Raw genomic sequence first — 18,910 nt, 5'->3', positions numbered from 1 at the left:
CTATTATAGCATACCGGGCGTTTCACAATATACTGATAATAATTATTTTATAAAAAAAGGTCAAAGCAAGCTTGGATATGAGGTATACCTCCAAAGTTAAGTGATCTTCACTTTAACTTTGGGGGTACACGCCAATACAGCCTTTACTTTGACCCTTTTTAAGAAATAAAGAAACTCATCTTGACCTCTTTTTCTAGGATAAAAAAAGAGACTTATTCAACTACTTTACGCACAAATGGATCTGAAGAGATACCCTCATCCAAAATTTTACGACACCATTCTTGTGCTGAAAAAAGTGAGTGATCGCGATAGTTACCGCAACTTCTTATATCTGTTCCCTGAACATCATCCCAAGTTGCAGCTTCAATATCTTGTAATGCTCCTTTAAGAGCCTTAGCAACATCAGTAGTATCATGCTCACCCCATGTAATTAAATGGAACCCTGTTCGACAGCCAAAAGGTGAACAGTCGATAACACCATCTAAGCGGTCACGTAAGTAACCTGCCAACATATGTTCAATTGTGTGCAAGCCTGCAGTTGGAATTGCATTTTCATTTGGCTGAACCAAACGTAAATCGTAATTAGAAATTTTATCACCCTTACTGCCTTCCTCAACAGTAATCAGACGTACATACGGAGCTTTAACCGCAGTATGATCTAATGTAAAACTTTCAACTTTTGCCATTCACTATCCACTCCAATCTATAGTATCCACTCTAAGCACTTTACAAACAAAATGCAAGTCCTCAATTCACCTTGCGTTTACGGTCGCGATCAAGGATTGCATGTAGGTACTTACCAGTATAACTTGCTGCAACATTTTCAACTTGCTCTGGTGTTCCAACCGCCACGATATTGCCACCGCCATCCCCACCTTCAGGGCCTAAATCAATCAAATAATCTGCTGTTTTGATGACATCCAAGTTATGTTCAATCACTAAAACTGTATTTCCCTTGTCGACTAGCCGCTGCAGAACTGCCAATAAGTTTTTAATGTCATCTGTATGCAAGCCAGTCGTTGGTTCATCTAAAATATAAAATGTTTTTCCATTTGATTTACGGTGTAATTCAGCAGCCAACTTCATTCGCTGCGCTTCACCGCCAGACAAGGTTGTCGCAGGCTGACCTAATTTAACATACCCTAAACCGACATCAACAATTGTCTGTAATTTACGTCTGATTTTAGGAATAGCTGCAAAGAACGCCAGTGCTTCTTCCACCGTCATATTTAAAATTTGCGCAATATTCTTTTCTTTATATTCAATCTCTAGTGTCTCAGAATTATATCGCGCCCCATGGCAAACTTCACACGGAACATAGACATCAGGTAAAAAGTTCATTTCAATCTTGATTATCCCATCACCTTTACATGCCTCACAACGACCACCCTTTACATTAAAACTAAAGCGGCCCTTTCCATACCCTCGCATTTTAGCAGCATTGGTTTGCGCAAATAAAGTTCGAATATCATCAAAAACACTTGTATACGTAGCTGGGTTACTGCGAGGTGTCCTGCCAATTGGACTTTGATCAATATCAATGACTTTTTCCAGCTTTTCTACCCCTGTAATTCCACTAAACTTACCTGGCTTATCTGAATTTCCATTGAGTTTCTGTGCTAACGCCCGTTTTAAAATCATGTTGACGAGCGTCGACTTCCCTGAACCAGAAACACCCGTAACTGCAATAAACTCACCTAATGGAAATGCAACATCGATTTTCTTTAAGTTATTTGCTGCTGCACCTTTTAACTGAAGCCATTCACCATTTCCCGGTCGACGTTTTTCAGGAACTGCAATAAACTTCTTACCTGCAAGATATTGTCCCGTAATTGATTTACGTGTTCGGGCGACTTGTTTTGGTGTCCCTGCAGCCATTACTTTCCCGCCATTACTTCCAGCTCCAGGACCGATATCAATTACATAATCAGCAGCACGCATCGTATCTTCATCATGCTCGACAACGATCAGCGTATTCCCCAAGTCACGCATTTTCTTTAACGACGAAATCAAGCGATCATTATCTCTTTGGTGTAATCCAATTGAAGGTTCATCTAAAATGTATAGTACCCCAGATAAATTAGATCCAATCTGAGTTGCTAATCGAATCCGTTGTGCCTCACCACCGGATAATGTTCGAGCTGAACGACTTAACGTTAGATATTCTAGCCCAACATTGATCAAAAAACTCAAACGGTCTTTAATTTCTTTTAAAATTGGACGAGCAATCGCCGTATCTTGCTCATTAAAACTAACTTTTTCAAAAAAAGCCAACGCTGCTGCAATATTATCGTCTGATACTTCACCGATATGACGGCCATTTATCTTAACTGCTAGTGCCTTTTGATTAAGCCGGTACCCATGACATGTCTGACAAGTTAGACTTGTCATATATTTGCGCATGACATCACGGGTAAAATCACTATTAGTTTCATGATAACGCCGCTCAACATTAGGAATAACTCCCTCAAACGGCACATCAACATCTCGCACACCGCCAAAATCATTCTCGTAATGAAAATGAAAAGTTTTATCCCCAGCACCATATAAAATTATTTTTTGTTCAGCAGGTGTCAGCTCTGTAAATGGAGTATCCATATCAATCTCAAACGCTGCACACATCTGTTCAAGCAAACTAGGATAGTATTTTGAACTGATTGGATTCCATGGTTCAAGCACCCCTTCATGAAGAGTCTTTTGTGGGTCAGGAAGCACTAGATCCTTATCAACTTCAAGCTTAATCCCTAAACCATCACAGTCAGGACAAGCACCAAAAGGCGCATTAAAAGAAAATAACCGCGGCTCTAATTCACCGATCGTAAAACCGCAATACGGACAAGCAAAGTTCTCTGAAAATTGTAACAATTCGCCTCCAATCACATCAGCACTAGCGTAACCATCTGAAAGACGCAGCGCTGCTTCAAAAGAGTCAAAAAGACGTGAACGAATTCCTTTTTTTACAACGATTCGGTCAACAACAACTTCAATGGAATGTTTTTTATTTTTAGCTAATTCTATTTCATCTTCAATATCATAAACTTTCGCATCAACACGTACGCGCACAAAACCTTCACGTTTAATTTTCTCAAAGATCTTTTTATGCTGCCCCTTTTTTTGTCTAATGATCGGTGATAGAATCTGAATCTTAGTTCTTTCTGGAAGTTGTAAAATACGGTCAACCATTTGTTCAGGTGATTGACTCGTAATTCGATGTCCATCATTGGGACAAATAGGTGTTCCAACTCTAGCCCATAAAAGACGTAAATAATCATTGATCTCTGTAACTGTTCCAACAGTTGATCGTGGATTTTTAGAAGTCGTTTTCTGATCAATCGAAATTGCTGGTGACAATCCATCGATTGAATCCACGTCCGGTTTATCCATCTGACCTAAAAATTGACGTGCATAAGCAGAAAGGCTTTCAACGTATCTCCGCTGTCCTTCAGCATAGAGCGTGTCAAAAGCTAATGAGCTCTTACCAGAACCAGATAAACCAGTCATTACAACTAGTTTATTTTTTGGAATCGTAACATCAATATCTTTTAAGTTATGTGCACGAGCTCCATGAATTACGATCTTATTTTGTCCCACTCTTCATTTCCTTCCTTTTTTGCTATTCTATTCCATCTGTGTTTTTAATTCCATAATCGTATCACGCAAAGTGGCAGCTTCTTCAAAAGCAAGTTTTTTAGCTGCTGTCCTCATCTGTGTTTCCAATTTCTCAATCATTTCTTTTTGTTCATCATGCTCTAGATCATTAAATTCCAGTTCCGTAAATGATGTCTTCTTGCCACCATCTTTAGCTGGTTTCGTTATTGATATTAAGTCCCGAATCTTCTTTTTGATTGTTCTCGGCACGATATGATGCTCTTCATTGTACTCTTTTTGAATACTTCGACGACGTTTTGTTTCATTAATCGCTGCTTTCATTGAATCAGTAACGCTATCAGCATACATAATAACACGCCCGTTCTCATTCCGAGCTGCTCGTCCTATCGTTTGAACAAGTGACCTTTCGCTGCGTAAAAAACCTTCTTTATCTGCATCTAAAATTGCCACGAGTGATACCTCAGGAACGTCAATCCCTTCACGTAACAGGTTGATCCCGACAAGTACATCAAACTTCCCAAGGCGTAAATCACGAACAATCTTTGTTCTTTCAAGGGTCTTAATATCAGAATGCAGGTATTTAACTTTAATTCTCAATTCCTTAAGATAGTCAGTTAGGTCTTCTGACATTTTTTTCGTAAGAGTCGTTATAAAAACACGTTCATTGCGTTCGACCCGCTTATTAATCTCACCCACAAGATCATCCATTTGTCCCATGATTGGCCGCACCTCAATAATAGGATCTAATAATCCGGTTGGACGAATAATTTGTTGCACGACCTTATTCGTCTGGGTTTTCTCATATGGTCCTGGCGTTGCCGACATATAAACAATTTGGTTAACATGCTTTTCAAATTCATCTATTGTCAGTGGTCGGTTATCAAGTGCACTTGGGAGCCGGAATCCATAATCAACAAGCATTTGTTTGCGAGCACGGTCACCGTTGTACATTCCACGAACTTGTGGCATTGTAACATGCGACTCATCGACTACAATCAAGAAGTCTTGTGGGAAAAAATCTAGCAGAGTATACGGTGGTTCACCTTCTTTTCTACCATCCATATGCCGTGAATAATTTTCAATACCAGAACAATAACCCATTTCTCTCAACATTTCAATATCATAAGTTGTTCGTTGTTTTAAACGCTGTGCTTCTAACAGCTTATTTTCATCTTTAAATTTTTTCAGCTGTTTTTCTAACTCAGTTTGTATTCCCGTAATCGCCGTATCCATAATATCATCATTTGTCATAAAATGAGTAGCCGGAAAAATAGACACATGCCTACGATCACCAACGATCTCGCCTGTAAGTGCATCAACTTCACGAATACGATCGATCTCGTCTCCGAAAAATTCAACACGCAATGCACGTTCATCACGTGAAGCCGGAAAAATTTCAACTATATCTCCGTGAACACGAAAACGCCCTCGCTGAAAATCAATATCATTACGCTCAAACTGGATATCAATTAACTGGCGCAGTAAGGTCTCTCGTTCTAAAACTTGACCTACACGTAAGGAAAGGGTGTGTTCTTGATACTCATGCGGATCACCCAAACCAAAGATCGATGAAACGGACGCTACAACGATAACATCATTACGCTCTAGAAGTGAACTAGTGGCTGAATGCCGTAATTTATCGATCTCGTCATTAATGCTTGAATCCTTTTCAATATAAGTATCACTTGAAGGGACATACGCCTCAGGTTGATAATAATCATAGTAACTAACAAAGTATTCAACCGCATTGTGTGGGAAAAATTCCTTAAACTCTCCATAAAGTTGTCCTGCTAACGTCTTATTGTGTGCTAAAACAAGAGTAGGTTTATTAACTTCTTTTATAACGTTTGAAATCGTAAATGTTTTACCAGTTCCCGTTGCACCTAATAGAACTTGTGCCTTTTCACCTTTTTTTATACCTTCTGTCAATTCTCCAATAGCCTGCGGCTGGTCACCAGTCGGTTGGTAGGCTGAAACTAAATTGAAATTGCGGTCTTCCTGTCTTTCTATCACATTCCTGACCTCCGTACTCTCATTAATTACAAAAAGGCCACGACATGACTGCCACGACCTCTCCATTCGCTTATTCATTCTAACACAGCGAACATACTTTCGCACGTCCTGTGTATTTTCTTAATAAGTATACTCTTTTATCATTTTCTGTTGTAAATTTCTTAGCCCACTTGTCCAATAAATATCATAAATATCTGGATTCTTTAACCGCAAACATGCTGTTGGTAATTCAGCAATCGCCTCCTGTGAACGAGCTTGAATCGCCATTGTTGCAGACTGTTTATAAATCAAAGTCCCGCTTTTAAAAATCTGTTTCTGTAAAGGTTTTAACTGCCATTTAGGTAGCCGTTTCATTTGTTGCATCTTATTGGAATCAGCATTATAAATATTAATATTTTCTTCTATTTCATCCGTATCCAAACATAATAAATCACCACGTGCCTTATTTTCAGTATCGTATAAGCGGTATAGCCTCTTAAAACCTGGGATAGTTGTTTTCTCAACTGTATTGCTTAATTTTATCTTTGGCGTTATCTTAGTTTCTTCCTGCGTAGCGACTAACTTATAAACACCACTTAATACAGGATCAGATGCGGCAGTAATTAGCTTCTCTCCTACACCGAAGCTATCGATTACAGCTCCTTCTTCCAAAACATTTTGAATGACATCTTCATCCAGAGCATTCGAAACTGTAATTGTTGCATTCTCAAAACCGGCTTGATCAAGCATCTTACGTGTTTTCTGTGTTAAAACCGTGATGTCGCCAGAATCAATCCGTACTCCAAAATGATCATTTATTCCTTTTTGCCTTAGCTTTTTAAAAATTGCGATTGCGTTAGGTACACCTGAATTTAAAACATCATAAGTATCAACCAACAATAAACAATTATGTGGATAAACCTTCATCCAAGTTTCAAACGCTTCACGTTCGCTCGCAAAAGACTGAATCCAGCTATGTGCCATTGTCCCCAGCGGCTTCAAGCCAAAAAGTTTAGCACTTAAAACATTCGCTGTTCCTGAGCAACCACCAATAACGGCTGCGCGAGCACCATAAGTTGCGGCATCTGCTCCTTGTGCACGACGTGACCCAAATTCCATAACTGGTCTTTTTCGTGCAACCATGCAAATTCGACGAGCTTTGGTGGCAATAAGTGATTCATGATTAACAATATTTAAAAGCATTGTCTCTAACAACTGAGCCTGAATTAACGGTCCTCTAACTGTGATCAAAGGTTCATTCGGAAAAATTGGAGTTCCTTCTTCAACAGACCAAACATCGCATTCAAATTTAAAGTTACTTAAATATTTCAAAAAATTATTATCGAAGAGCCCTAATTCTCTTAAATATACAATATCTGACGCACTAAAATAAAGTTCATTCAAATATTTAATAACCTGTGCTAATCCTGTATAAACTACTAGCCCGCCCTCATCTGGAATTTTACGAAAATATAAATCAAAATATCCCACTTTATGTGGGTGTTTTTTAAAAAAACCATTAGCCATCGTCAATTCATATAAATCAAGCAATAAAGACAAATTCCTTGTTTTCATCTATTTCCTCCAATGAACTAGTCTCAGCTATCCAGCAAGGGGTGTCAAGACATTTATTAAATATAAATTATACTTATATTTGTCGCTTGTCAAGTTCAATCATGGTACAAAAAATGCAGATCATCCAGACGTTGCTGAATGCTGTTAAAGACTTTCTCATCTGAACAGCTAATATTATGCAGATGAATTCCATTTGTTAAACTAGCAAGCAAATTATGATTCACGTTTTTTACTCGACTCATAAAATCATTAATATCTGCTTGATTTGCTAACCCCAGCGTCCCAACAATTTGCCCGTAAACACTATGGTCAATTAAAACATCTACAACCTCACCACCTAATGAAATAATCGCTTCTAGTTCTTCTCTTGTCTGTTCAATCGTATGCTGACAGACTACTACTCCATGATAAGCTGTCCCTGCTTCTTGATATTTATATCCGCTTACCGTTGAAATAATTGGTTGTCCTTGTGCACGTAAAAGTGCAATATCACCGACGATTGTTTGCCGACTGACACCATATTTGAGAGCAAGTTTTTTAGCACTGATTAGTTTTTGATTCTGTAATTCATCTTTAATAGCGTTTCTTCTCTGTAAAGTATTCAATAGACAGTCTCCCTCCAACCAAATTCTAGGTGTATACAAAAAGAGGAAAGGCGAACTCTGATTCGTTTTCCTCTTCTAAGTATAACTTAAAACTGTTAGCTATTTTTTAATAAATGCATTGATAGCATCTTCAAAAGCTTTTCTTTTAGCAAGTGCTTTATCCTGTGAATCTGCTTGTGTCCCGATATAGAATTTAATTTTAGGTTCAGTTCCTGAAGGACGAACCGCAATCCATGAGCCATCTGCTAACAAATACTTTAAAACATTTGATTTAGGTAAAGCAATCGTCTCTGTTTCACCATTTTTAACATGTTTTTCAGAATTTGCGAAGTCCTCCATAGCTGTTACTTCAACGTCAGCAAAACTTGCCGGCGCACTTTCACGAAATTGCGTCATTAATTGTTCAATTTCTTGTGCACCCTCGACTCCATCAAAGGTTAAAGCAATCGTCTTTTCAGCGAAATAACCATATTTTTTAAACAGCTCCTGCAACCCATCATAAAGATTCTTGCCTTGTTCTTTATAGTAAGCAGCAACTTCAGCCAGCATCACAAGTGATTGGATAGCGTCTTTATCACGTACAAATGGTCGAACTAAGTAGCCGTAACTTTCCTCAAATCCAAAGACGAAAGTATGCTCATTTGTCTCTTCAAAATGCTTGATCTGTTCGGCAATAAACTTAAAACCAGTCAGGACATTGATCATCTGCGTTCCATAGTTTTTAGCAATTGCAGTAGCAAATTCGCTTGACACGATCGACTTCACTACAGCTGCATTTTTAGGCAACTTATTATTTTTCTGACGTGCCGTCAAGATGTAGTCCAACATTAAGGCAGCAATTTGATTTCCAGTTAATAATTGATATTCGCCTGTTGGTTGCCGAACAGCCGCGCCTAAACGATCAGCATCCGGATCAACAGCAATCAACAAATCTGCATCTTCTTTTTTGCCTAAGGCTATTGATAAATCAAAAGCTGCTGGATCTTCTGGGTTAGGTTTAGTAACCGTCGAGAATTCAGGATCTGCTTTGGCTTGTTCTGGTACCATCGTAAAGTTGGCAAAACCTGCTTGCTTCAAGGCTTTTTCACCAAGCATCGCGCCAGTTCCATGAAGTGGCGAAAAGATCAGTTTCATCGTTTGACCCTCTTTGGTAACAAGAGGCTGATCAATTGTAACCTTTTTAACTTCAGCCAGATAAGCTTGATCTACTTCATCACCAATTATTTTTGTCAGCTTGTTCTTTGCCAGTACTGCTTCATCAGCAACTTTAATGGCAAATAAGTCACTTGCTTGACGAACAAATCTTGTAATCATATTCGATTCTTCTGGCGGCATCTGTCCACCGTCTTCACCATAGATCTTATATCCATTATATTGCTTTGGATTATGGCTAGCTGTCACCATAATACCTGCATACGTATGCAGATGACGAACTGTAAATGATAGTTCTGGAGTTGGACGAAGACTCTCAAAAACATAGCTTGGTATTCCATGTGCTCCAAGAACCTTAGCAGCTTCATGTGCAAAATCTTTAGAATGGTGACGTGAGTCAAAGCTAATTGCAACTCCACGCTGCTTTGTTTTGTCATCTAACGTATCCATGAATAAAGCTAGCCCTTCAGTTGCTTGCCGAACGGTATAAATGTTCATTCGATTAATACCGACTCCAAGAACCCCACGCATTCCCGCAGTTCCAAATTCTAATGGAGCATAGAAAGCATCTTCAAGTTCTGCTTCATTACCCTCAAGCGAAGTTAGCTCCTGTTTTAATGATTTTTCCAGGCCTTGATAGTCAGCCCATGTTTTATAAATTTTTTCCCAACTCACATAATCACTCCCATAATTATCTCTGAGTTTAGTATACTATAAAATAAACCGTTTTATTCAAAAAGTAACAAAATCTTTATCATAATTCTCACTACATCTTAAAATCTGCAGTATTCTATTACTTACAACTTCTACAGACTTCATACAAACCTTTTTCCAACTCTACTGCCTAACTTACAGGCAAAAAGAGGCAGTGCAAGATATATTACAACTATCTTTACACTGCCTAAACAACTATTCAGTTTTTAATAATTTCTTGTTAATTCCAAAACAAGCTGCTCAATCTTTTAATGATTCAATATAACTAAAGACACCCTGGCCAGCAATTCCACCATCACCAACTGCAGTTGTTATCTGGCGCAATTCTTTTTTACGAACATCACCTATTGCAAAAATTCCTGGGACAGTAGTTTCCATTTTTTCATTAGTCGTGATCCATCCTTCATCATCAGTAATTCCAAGTTCTCTAAATGACTCAGTCATTGGTTCGACACCAACATAAATAAAGACACCACTGATTGGTAACTCTTTGTTTTCACCTGTTTTTTTGTTATGTGTTATCACACCGGTCACTTTTTGTTCGTCACCTTTTATTTCAGTAACAATCGTATCCCACACAAAGTTTATTTTGGGATTAGCAAACGCACGGTTCTGTAAAATCTTCTGTGCACGCAACTCGTCACGACGGTGAATAACATCTACTTTCTTAACTAATTGCGTGAGATATGATCCCTCTTCAATTGCAGAGTCTCCACCACCAATGACAACTACTTCACGGTCACGGAAGAACGCACCATCACAAACAGCACAGTAAGAAACTCCACGTCCACTATATTCATCTTCGCCAGGAACCCCTAACTTTTTATACTGTGATCCAGTCGCAATAATAACTGCTTTAGTCTTATATTCATCACTATCTGTCTTAATTACTTTCATATTATCAGTAGTAATCGTTATCTTTTCAACATTTCCATATGCATATTCCGCATTAAACTGGGTTGAACTTTCATACATCTCTTTGGCTAAGTCCGGACCTAAGATAGACTTAAACCCAGGATAATTCTCAACTTCAGCGGTATTATTCATCTGACCACCATAAATACCGCGATCCAACATCAAAACAGCAAGATTGGCCCGCGAAGCATACAGCGCCGCAGTCATCCCGCCCGGTCCCGCACCAATAATGATTACATCATATTCTTTAGTCACGTTTGTGAAACCCTCTTTCAATCAATTATATTTTTCGATGTTTTTTATTGTAACTTACTTAATGTAAGTAATCCAGTATTTTGTTTACTGATTACTCATGCAAATCACTAAAGCGATTTCCAGCACAAGCTTATTATTCAGATCGACCTTCACGTTGCATTAAATCTGAAATAGCTTGTTTAATATTTTTACCTTCATAAAGGACTTGGTAAATAGCCGTTGTAATAGGCATGTCAATTTTTTGTTGCATAGCTAGTTCATAAGCAGCCTTAGTCGTGCTTAAACCTTCAATAACCATTCCCATATTTTGAATAACATCACTTAGCGCCTCACCTTGTCCAAGCTGATCGCCAGCACGCCAGTTCCGTGAATGGACACTAGTACATGTCACAATCAAATCACCAACACCTGATAGACCAATAAAAGTTAAGGGGTCTGCCCCTAGCGCGATTCCTAAGCGAGCTATTTCTGCCAGCCCACGTGTCATTAACGCTGCTTTAGCATCGTCACCGTAGCCCAGGCCATGTAAGGCCCCTGCACCCAGTGCAATAATATTTTTAAAGGCTGCTCCAAGCTCAACCCCAATAATATCCGTATTGGTATAAACACGAAAATAATTATTCATGAATAGGTGTTGGACTTTTTTAGCGTCTTTTAAATCTACTGCTGCAGCTGTTACAAGCGTAATATCTTTTTTCGCTACTTCTTCTGCATGACTGGGCCCGGAAAGTGCAACAACACCTGCCCGATTTTCTTGTGCTACTTCTTCTTCAATTATTTCTGATATTCTTTTATGGGTTCCTAATTCTAATCCCTTGCTTGCATGAACGATAACAGGTTTAAGTTGCTTATCATTTAAAAAATGCGCAACATCAGCAACAACTGTCCGCATTGCTTTTGTTGGTACCGCCAGCAAAACAGTCGTCGCATCTGTCAACACCTCATCCATTCTATCTGAAGCAACAAGTCTTTTATCATAAGTAAAATCTGGTAAATAATGGTGATTTGTATGTTTTTCGTTTAATTCTTCAATTTGTTCTTTTCTTCGTGACCATATATGTACCTGGTGCCCATTCATCACTAAAATATTGGCTAAGACACTGCCCCAGGATCCTGCTCCAATAACTGCTACTTTTTCACGCACCAAAAACACCCCTATTTATTATCATACTTAGTTATTCCTTCAAGATACCATGGTTCAAGTGGCTGCCAGTAACGCTTAAGCAGGCACATTGCAATTGCTCCCACAAACAAAACTAAAGATAACCACTGTGAAACCCGCAAAGCCCCTAACATTAAACTGTCTGTTCGCATTTGTTCGATAAAAAATCTTCCCAGAGAATACCAGGTAACGTAACTTAAAAAAACATCACCACGTTTAAACAGATTTTTTCGCCCTCTAAGACAGAACAAAATTATAAAACCTGCTATATTCCAGAGTGATTCATATAAGAAAGTTGGCTGTCGGTATGCACCTTGAATATTCATTTGCTGAATAATAAATATTGGAAGATGCAGTTTTTGTAGGAATTCTAACGAAGTAACTGCTCCATAAGCCTCTTGGTTCATAAAGTTTCCCCAACGGCCAATTCCTTGCGCCAAGATAACCGTTGGTGCAATAACATCTAACATTAGAAAAACCGGTATCTTTCGTTTACGACAAAAAACGATAACTGTAATCAAAGCCCCGATCAAGGCCCCGTAAATTGCTATGCCACCATCCCACACCCGATAAACTTCGTTTAAGTGATCTGCATAATAACTCCACTGGAAAATAACATAATAAAGACGAGCTGAAATGATTGAGAATGGAAGGGCCCATAATAACATGTCATAGATATCGTCATCAATAATACCTCTCTTTCTGCCTTCCTTCACAGAAAGATAAACGGCCAGCACAACTGCACTCGCTATAATAATGCCATACCAATGAACCTCAATCGGTCCTAAAGTAAATGCAATTGGATTTAAGGCTCCTAAAAGAAAATTCACTTACGCCACGCTTTCTCTAACATTAATTAGAATTATTCTTAATTAAATTATTCAAATTATTTTCAAAGGCTTCAGTTGCATCATATCCCATTGTTCGTGCACGGTAGTTCATAGCAGCTGCTTCAATAATAATAGCTAAGTTACGACCTATCTTGACCGGAATAACAATCTTAGGTATATCAACATCAAAGATCCGGACCTTTTGTTCACCGCTACCTAACCGTTCAAACTGTTTATCTGGACTCCAGTTCTCTAAGTGAACAATTAATGAAATATCTGTTTCAGAACGAACTGCACCTGCTCCGAAAAGATTCATCACATCAATAATCCCGATTCCCCTAATTTCTAATAGATGATTTAAGATTTTAGGAGCTTCACCGACAATCGTTTGCTCATCTTTCTGATACACTTCAACCCGGTCATCTGCAATTAAGCGATGCCCTCGTTTAATTAGGTCTAGTGCCGTTTCAGACTTTCCAACCCCTGAATCACCTGTTATCAAGACACCTAACCCATAAATATCAACCAAAACACCATGCATTGACTTTCTTTCGGCTAATTGTGATTCCAAAAAATCAGTCATTTTTGATAAGACACGAGTGGTTGATAGTTTTGACCGCAAAATTGGAATCCGATTCTTTTTTGCAGCCGTTTCAAGCTCTTCTGGTACAGGTAAATACCGTGAAATTACAAAACATGGTGTTGTTGGATCCGCGCATAGCTTTTCCATAACTTTGGTACGTTCTTGCGCTGTCATTTTCCGTGCATATGAAATCTCTGTCATACCTAAAAGCTGAATCCGTTCTGCAGGATAATAATCAAAATACCCAGTTAATTCTAGACCTGGTCGTGAGATATCACTAGTCGATATCATTTTCTGCTTTAAAACTGTCGCTCCTGTGTAAACCGACATTCCTGCAGCAGTTGCCAAGCTTTCAACATTTACATTGTTACTCAAGTGCTATTCCCCCCTATCATTTATCTATCCCTGTACTGCCTTCTCGTCTTCTTTATACTAATTGAGTTGGGATCTCGATACTATTAACTTCGATAGTTAGTAATAACTAAGTTAACCCCACTCAAAACTAGTGCGACTAGGAATGCCGCTCCAAAGTTTGCAAACTTAAATGTATCTCCCATTAAAACTGATGTTAGTTCCAACATAAAGGCATTAATAACTAAGTAAAAAAAGCCTAACGTTAGCACAGTAATCGGCAAAGAAAGGATGACAAAAAAAGGTTTTACAAACATATTTAAAATACCTAGCACTGCGGCGGCAATAAGTGAGACCCAAAGACTGGAGACATGGAAATATTGGGGAAAAAAACCAGCAGTTGCCAGAAAAACGACTGCATTAATCACAGTACGCTGTAAAAATGACATATCAATTCCTCCATTGATGCTTGTTATATTACTTAATGAATATCATGTTCACGAACATCTTTAATGATGCGTCTATTACTAGTTGAAGTGGAGCGTTGTTTGTGTTCTGCTGAAGCAGCTCTTCCCTGTTCTCCAAAATGAGCCCTGAAATTTTCAAAAAAACTACCCTTTGGTGCTGGTAGGATCGCCAACAAAACAACATAAATACAAATTGTTACAAACTGTATATGCGGGATTAATAATAAGATAATAAACAAGCCCCGGATAACCCATGGGTTGATTTTAAAATATTCGGCAATTCCAGCACAGACCCCCGCGATCAGTCGGTTACGTGAACGTCTAATCTTCTTATCGTTATTCAAGAATATCCCTCCTCTAGTTGTTATCTACTACAGATTCTACCTTGTTGCCTTTTTTTACGCAAACTGCCACTCTTAAAAAAAGATAATTTTAAAAAAAATAAATAAATTTTACCTTTTTTCTTCATGATCTTTATTTAATTCTACAATTTCACCTTTTTTAAGAAAAATGACCCATTCACACACATTAGTCACATAATCACCGATTCGTTCAAGATAGGTTGCTACAAGTGTATAATGTGAACCGCTGACAACGGTTTTAGGGTCATTTTGCATAAATTTTAAACACTTGTCTCTAATGCTTTCTAAAGCATTATCCAATTTATGATCATCATCTGCAATTTGATAAGCTTGTTCTTCATCATTTTTAATATAAGCATCTAGTACTTGTTCTACCATTACACAAGCCTGTTCACCCATTTTAGCAATTTCAACTTCGATCTCAGGAATTCGCCGTGTTCCTTTCATTTTTATCGTTGCACGCGAAATACTCACTGCATGATCACCAATACGCTCAATGTCAGAACTTGCTTTTAAAACCGTGATAACATCGCGTAAATCAGTTGTTACGGGCTGATATAACGCAATCAGTTCCAAAGTCAAACTCTCAAGTTCGTTTTCACATTCATTAATTTTTTTATCGCGTAAAATAACTTCCTGTGCCAGCTCATTATCGTGATCAGAAAAAGCCTTAACAGAATGTGAGATTGCCTCGTTGACCATCATACCCATTTCTGCAAAAAGGACATGTAATTTATTCAATTCTTTTTCAAAAGTATCACGCATCTTTATCCACTCCCAAGCTCTTTCCAACACATACTATCTAGTTAATAAATATGATTGTATACTTTTCGTTTTAGACAAGCAAACTAGCTAACCAATATTGGTTCTAGCGCTTAAAATTATGTGATAAATAATTATCTGTTGTCTGTTCTTGTGGGTGTGTAAAAATATCCTTGGTCTTCCCTTTTTCTACCAGAAGTCCTTCATTTAAAAAGAGTGTTTCATCAGAAACACGAGCAGCCTGTGCAAGATTATGTGTTGCTAGAATAACTGTTGTCTGCCCTCTTAGCAGGCGCAAGGAATTTTCCACCGTATTAGTTGCAACTGGATCAAGCAGACTTGTTGCCTCGTCTAATAGTAGTACCTCAGGATTTAAAGCTAGTGCACGTGCTAAACATAGTTGCTGTGCTTGACTTTTAGAAAGCAAACGTGCGTCTTGCTTTAAGTGATCTTTGACTCTAGCCCATAAACCAGCTTTGATGAGACTCATCTCAACCACCTGATTGATTCCTGCTTTTTCATTCATTCCATGGCACCGTAATGAGAAAGCAATGTTATCATAGATCGACATTGGAAAAACATATGCCGTTTGAAAAAGCATCCCGATATGTGTTCTCAGATGGTAAACATCGACACCTTGATCATTAATATCGATACCATGATAAAGTATTTTTCCTGTGACAATAGTTCCACTCTTATTCAACCGTGTCAACGCGTGTAAAAAAGTTGTTTTCCCTGTTCCTGACGGTCCAATTAAAGCTGTAATCGTTCCTTTATGAAAGCTGACATCAATTTCCTTTAATACTACTTGTTCTTTATATGAAATTTTCAATTTTTGGGTTACCAATATTTCTGTTTCTGTCTGCTTACACTCTTTGACCATATCTATAATCTATTCCTACCTCTTCTTTACATTTGGATACCTGTTACTAATCCAACGTGCACTAAAATCAAAAAACAATATTATAAACAGCAGAGCCGCTGCCGACCCAGCAGACACTGCAGCCGCATCTGGCATTGTTCCTTCAGAATTTATTTTCCAAATATGGACAGCTACCGTTTCAGCTGGCCTTAATGGAGATAACGGACTAGTTATACTTAAAGGGTTCCAATTATTAAAATCAACTAACGCCGCACTTTGACCTGCAGTATATATCAAAGCAGCAGTTTCTCCCAGTATTCTTCCTGTTCCCAAAATAACACCTGTTATTATTTTAGGAAAGGCTTCTGGTAAAATAATATTTTTTATTACCTCCCAGCGTGAAATTCCTAACGCCAAACCTGCATTTACTTGCTCAGTAGAAACAGTCTTAATCGCATTTTCCGTCACTCTTATTAATAATGGAAGATTAAAAAATGCTAAGGTTAGTCCTCCGGCCAGAAGAGAGAAGCCTAAGTGCAGTTTGATTACAAACAACAAAAAGCCAAATAGCCCAACCACGATCGAAGGAAGTGAACTTAAAACCTCCAGTGAAATTCTAACTATCGCAGTTAGCCAATCAGCGGGAGCGTATTCAGCTAACCAGATACCAGCACCAAAAGCCAATGGCAATGAAATCAGTAAGGTAAGAATAGTTAAATAAAGTGAATTAAACAATTGCACTCCGATTCCTCCACCTACACTGACATAACTAGAACTAGCTGTTAGAAAATGCCATGAGAGGTAAGGAACACCGCCTAAAATAATATAACTTAATATACTGCAAAGAATCAAAACAACAAATATAACGATAATATAAATAATAATTTCAAAGACTCGGTTAAGCCTTTGGGGACTTAATCTTTTCCTCATTGCTTAAAACCTCTTTCGTGTCGTTAAGTGCACTGCCAGATTAAACAATAATGAAATTATTAACAAAAGTAAAGCTAATGACCAGAGAGCATTGTTTGCCACGGAGCCTCTCACTGAGTCGCCCATCCCAGTTGTAAGAACACTTGTCAGTGTCGCCGCTGGGCTCATTAAATGGCGTGGAATTAAAACTGCATTACCGATCACCATCTGGACCGCGATTGCTTCCCCAAAAGCTTGTGCTGTTCCGAATAAGATCGCAATAATAATTTGTGACTGCGCAAGCGGTAAAATAATTTTTTGTAATGTTTGCCACTGTGTCGCACCCAAAGCATGTGAAACCTCCCGGTAAGCGCTAGGAACACTTTTAAAAGCTGTCACACATAAGGTGGTCATTGTCGGTAAAATCATAATTGCCAAAATAATTACCCCTGCTAATAAACTAAAACCTGTCCCACCTAAAAGAAGGCGTAATAAGGGAACAATTGCTGCAATTCCAATAAAACCGTACACTACCGCTGGAATACCTACTAATAACTCAATTGAAAACCTTAAATACTTTTTTACTTTGAGCGGTTTAAATTCAGAGATAAAAATTGCTGTTCCTAATGCAAACGGAAATGCCAATAGCACTGCTAAAAATGTGGCTGTAATCGAACCAAGCAGTAGTGCTGATGCCCCAAATTGCCTATCCCGCGGATTCCATTTTGTTCCACCCAAAAAAGAGCTCAAAGAAATCTTGTCTTGACTAAAGAGCTGTAGCCCCTTATATGTAATAAAAAGTATTAATGCAGTCATCATTAGAACACTTATTCCGACACAAATACAGGTTAAAACTCTCCCTCTCAGCTCTCGTTTACTTGCTATTGATTTTTTCTTAAGGTCTATCCGGATGGGATCCAACAATTTTTCCTCCGCTCCTATTTATATTATGTGTTACTTTTCCACTTTCAGAACGTTTTATTTTCATTGAAGAAACAGCGATATACCCTAGCTTGGGAATTATCTTACGCTGAACAGCAGCCGACATCATATAATTGATAAAAGAACGCGCGGCTGTATTGTTTCTTTTCAACGTATACATATGCTCGTAAGCCCAAATACGCCAATTATTATTTCTAACATTCTTTTTTGTAGGCGCGACACCATCAATACTCAATGCTTGAACTTCACTATTGACGTATGGAAATGCAATATATGAAATCGCACCAGGAGTTGCTGCGACGATCTTGCGAACTGTGCCAGTTGAACTCTGCTCTTGCGCAACCATGCTCCTCTGACCGTTTAAACCCCATTTTTCAAAATTATTTCTTGTCCCACTCCCCATCGATCGATTAATAACAATGATTTTTAAGTTTTTCCCACCTATGGAACGCCAATTTTTTATTTTACCAGTAAAAATATCGCTCAATTGCCGCTGAGATATATTGTTAATACCTGTTTTAGGATTAACAATTGGTGTGATCCCAGTAACCGCAACCTGATAGTCGCGTAGTCTATTTACTGTAATTCCTCTCTTCTCTGCCGCAAAGACATCGGAATTACCAATTTCAATCGCACCTTCTTCAACTTGACTTATTCCTGTTCCTGAACCGCCACCTTGGACGTTGACGGTAACCTTAGCTTTTTGACTATATGCAGCAGCAGCTAGCTCAACCACTGGCTGAAAGGCTGTTGACCCAGCAACAGTGAGTGACTTTGTAGTTAATGGCTGGCAAGCTGTTAAAAAAGATAGCATTATCAGCATAACAAAAATTACCTTTAGTTTCCTTCTAATCATACTCTCT

The 18,910-nt window shown here is 38.4% G+C and carries 17 protein-coding genes; all 17 read right to left on the bottom strand.

The window, feature by feature from the left end; all coding sequences use genetic code 11:
- Positions 1 to 212: 212 nt before the first annotated feature.
- The 17 genes from FC81_RS02065 to FC81_RS01985 all read right to left on the bottom strand — a co-directional run bounded on the left by FC81_RS02065 (position 213) and on the right by FC81_RS01985 (position 18,903).
- On the bottom strand, positions 213 to 686 hold the full coding sequence (locus tag FC81_RS02065; RefSeq protein WP_057742585.1) for an S-ribosylhomocysteine lyase: 474 nt from the start codon (positions 684 to 686) through the stop codon (positions 213 to 215).
- Between the two features lie 61 nt (positions 687 to 747).
- Complete coding sequence (gene uvrA, locus FC81_RS02060) at positions 748 to 3,591, bottom strand: excinuclease ABC subunit UvrA (protein WP_057742583.1); 2,844 nt, start codon at positions 3,589 to 3,591, stop codon at positions 748 to 750.
- Between the two features lie 27 nt (positions 3,592 to 3,618).
- On the bottom strand, positions 3,619 to 5,622 hold the full coding sequence (uvrB, locus tag FC81_RS02055) for an excinuclease ABC subunit UvrB (RefSeq protein ID WP_057742582.1): 2,004 nt from the start codon (positions 5,620 to 5,622) through the stop codon (positions 3,619 to 3,621).
- Positions 5,623 to 5,742: 120 nt separating this feature from the next.
- On the bottom strand, positions 5,743 to 7,176 hold the full coding sequence (locus tag FC81_RS02050) for a nicotinate phosphoribosyltransferase (protein ID WP_057742580.1): 1,434 nt from the start codon (positions 7,174 to 7,176) through the stop codon (positions 5,743 to 5,745).
- 95 nt (positions 7,177 to 7,271) lie between these two features.
- Positions 7,272 to 7,781, bottom strand: coding sequence for a transcription repressor NadR (locus FC81_RS02045; RefSeq protein WP_083478717.1), 510 nt, complete (start codon positions 7,779 to 7,781; stop codon positions 7,272 to 7,274).
- Between the two features lie 99 nt (positions 7,782 to 7,880).
- Complete coding sequence (locus FC81_RS02040; RefSeq protein ID WP_057742579.1) at positions 7,881 to 9,608, bottom strand: phospho-sugar mutase; 1,728 nt, start codon at positions 9,606 to 9,608, stop codon at positions 7,881 to 7,883.
- Positions 9,609 to 9,887: 279 nt separating this feature from the next.
- The gene (gene trxB / locus FC81_RS02035; RefSeq protein ID WP_057742577.1) at positions 9,888 to 10,817 is read right to left on the bottom strand and encodes a thioredoxin-disulfide reductase; all 930 of its coding nucleotides are present in this window, start codon (positions 10,815 to 10,817) and stop codon (positions 9,888 to 9,890) included.
- A gap of 133 nt (positions 10,818 to 10,950) precedes the next feature.
- Complete coding sequence (locus tag FC81_RS02030; RefSeq protein WP_057742576.1) at positions 10,951 to 11,961, bottom strand: NAD(P)H-dependent glycerol-3-phosphate dehydrogenase; 1,011 nt, start codon at positions 11,959 to 11,961, stop codon at positions 10,951 to 10,953.
- Positions 11,962 to 11,972: 11 nt separating this feature from the next.
- On the bottom strand, positions 11,973 to 12,809 hold the full coding sequence (lgt, locus tag FC81_RS02025; RefSeq protein ID WP_057742574.1) for a prolipoprotein diacylglyceryl transferase: 837 nt from the start codon (positions 12,807 to 12,809) through the stop codon (positions 11,973 to 11,975).
- A gap of 22 nt (positions 12,810 to 12,831) precedes the next feature.
- Positions 12,832 to 13,767, bottom strand: a complete 936-nt coding sequence (hprK, locus tag FC81_RS02020) for an HPr(Ser) kinase/phosphatase (protein WP_057742573.1) — start codon at positions 13,765 to 13,767, stop codon at positions 12,832 to 12,834.
- Positions 13,768 to 13,850: 83 nt separating this feature from the next.
- Positions 13,851 to 14,192 (bottom strand): phage holin family protein, encoded by a 342-nt coding sequence (locus FC81_RS02015; protein WP_057742571.1) that lies wholly within the window; start codon positions 14,190 to 14,192, stop codon positions 13,851 to 13,853.
- A 32-nt stretch (positions 14,193 to 14,224) separates the two neighbouring features.
- On the bottom strand, positions 14,225 to 14,554 hold the full coding sequence (locus FC81_RS02010; RefSeq protein WP_057742569.1) for a PspC domain-containing protein: 330 nt from the start codon (positions 14,552 to 14,554) through the stop codon (positions 14,225 to 14,227).
- 108 nt (positions 14,555 to 14,662) lie between these two features.
- Entirely contained in the window at positions 14,663 to 15,337 is a 675-nt protein-coding gene (gene phoU / locus FC81_RS02005; protein WP_057742567.1) for a phosphate signaling complex protein PhoU, read from the bottom strand.
- 103 nt (positions 15,338 to 15,440) lie between these two features.
- On the bottom strand, positions 15,441 to 16,217 hold the full coding sequence (locus FC81_RS02000; protein ID WP_057742565.1) for a phosphate ABC transporter ATP-binding protein: 777 nt from the start codon (positions 16,215 to 16,217) through the stop codon (positions 15,441 to 15,443).
- Between the two features lie 15 nt (positions 16,218 to 16,232).
- Positions 16,233 to 17,126, bottom strand: coding sequence for a phosphate ABC transporter permease PstA (gene pstA / locus FC81_RS01995; RefSeq protein ID WP_057742563.1), 894 nt, complete (start codon positions 17,124 to 17,126; stop codon positions 16,233 to 16,235).
- A gap of 3 nt (positions 17,127 to 17,129) precedes the next feature.
- On the bottom strand, positions 17,130 to 18,026 hold the full coding sequence (pstC, locus tag FC81_RS01990; protein WP_057742561.1) for a phosphate ABC transporter permease subunit PstC: 897 nt from the start codon (positions 18,024 to 18,026) through the stop codon (positions 17,130 to 17,132).
- On the bottom strand, positions 18,001 to 18,903 hold the full coding sequence (locus FC81_RS01985; RefSeq protein ID WP_057742560.1) for a phosphate ABC transporter substrate-binding protein: 903 nt from the start codon (positions 18,901 to 18,903) through the stop codon (positions 18,001 to 18,003). The genes pstC and FC81_RS01985 overlap by 26 nt, the downstream gene beginning before the upstream one ends.
- Between the last annotated feature and the right edge of the window lie 7 nt (positions 18,904 to 18,910).

This window comes from Liquorilactobacillus capillatus DSM 19910 (genome assembly GCF_001434915.1).
In the GTDB taxonomy this organism is placed as follows: domain Bacteria; phylum Bacillota; class Bacilli; order Lactobacillales; family Lactobacillaceae; genus Liquorilactobacillus; species Liquorilactobacillus capillatus.
This window is presented reverse-complemented; position numbering and strand designations above follow the sequence as displayed.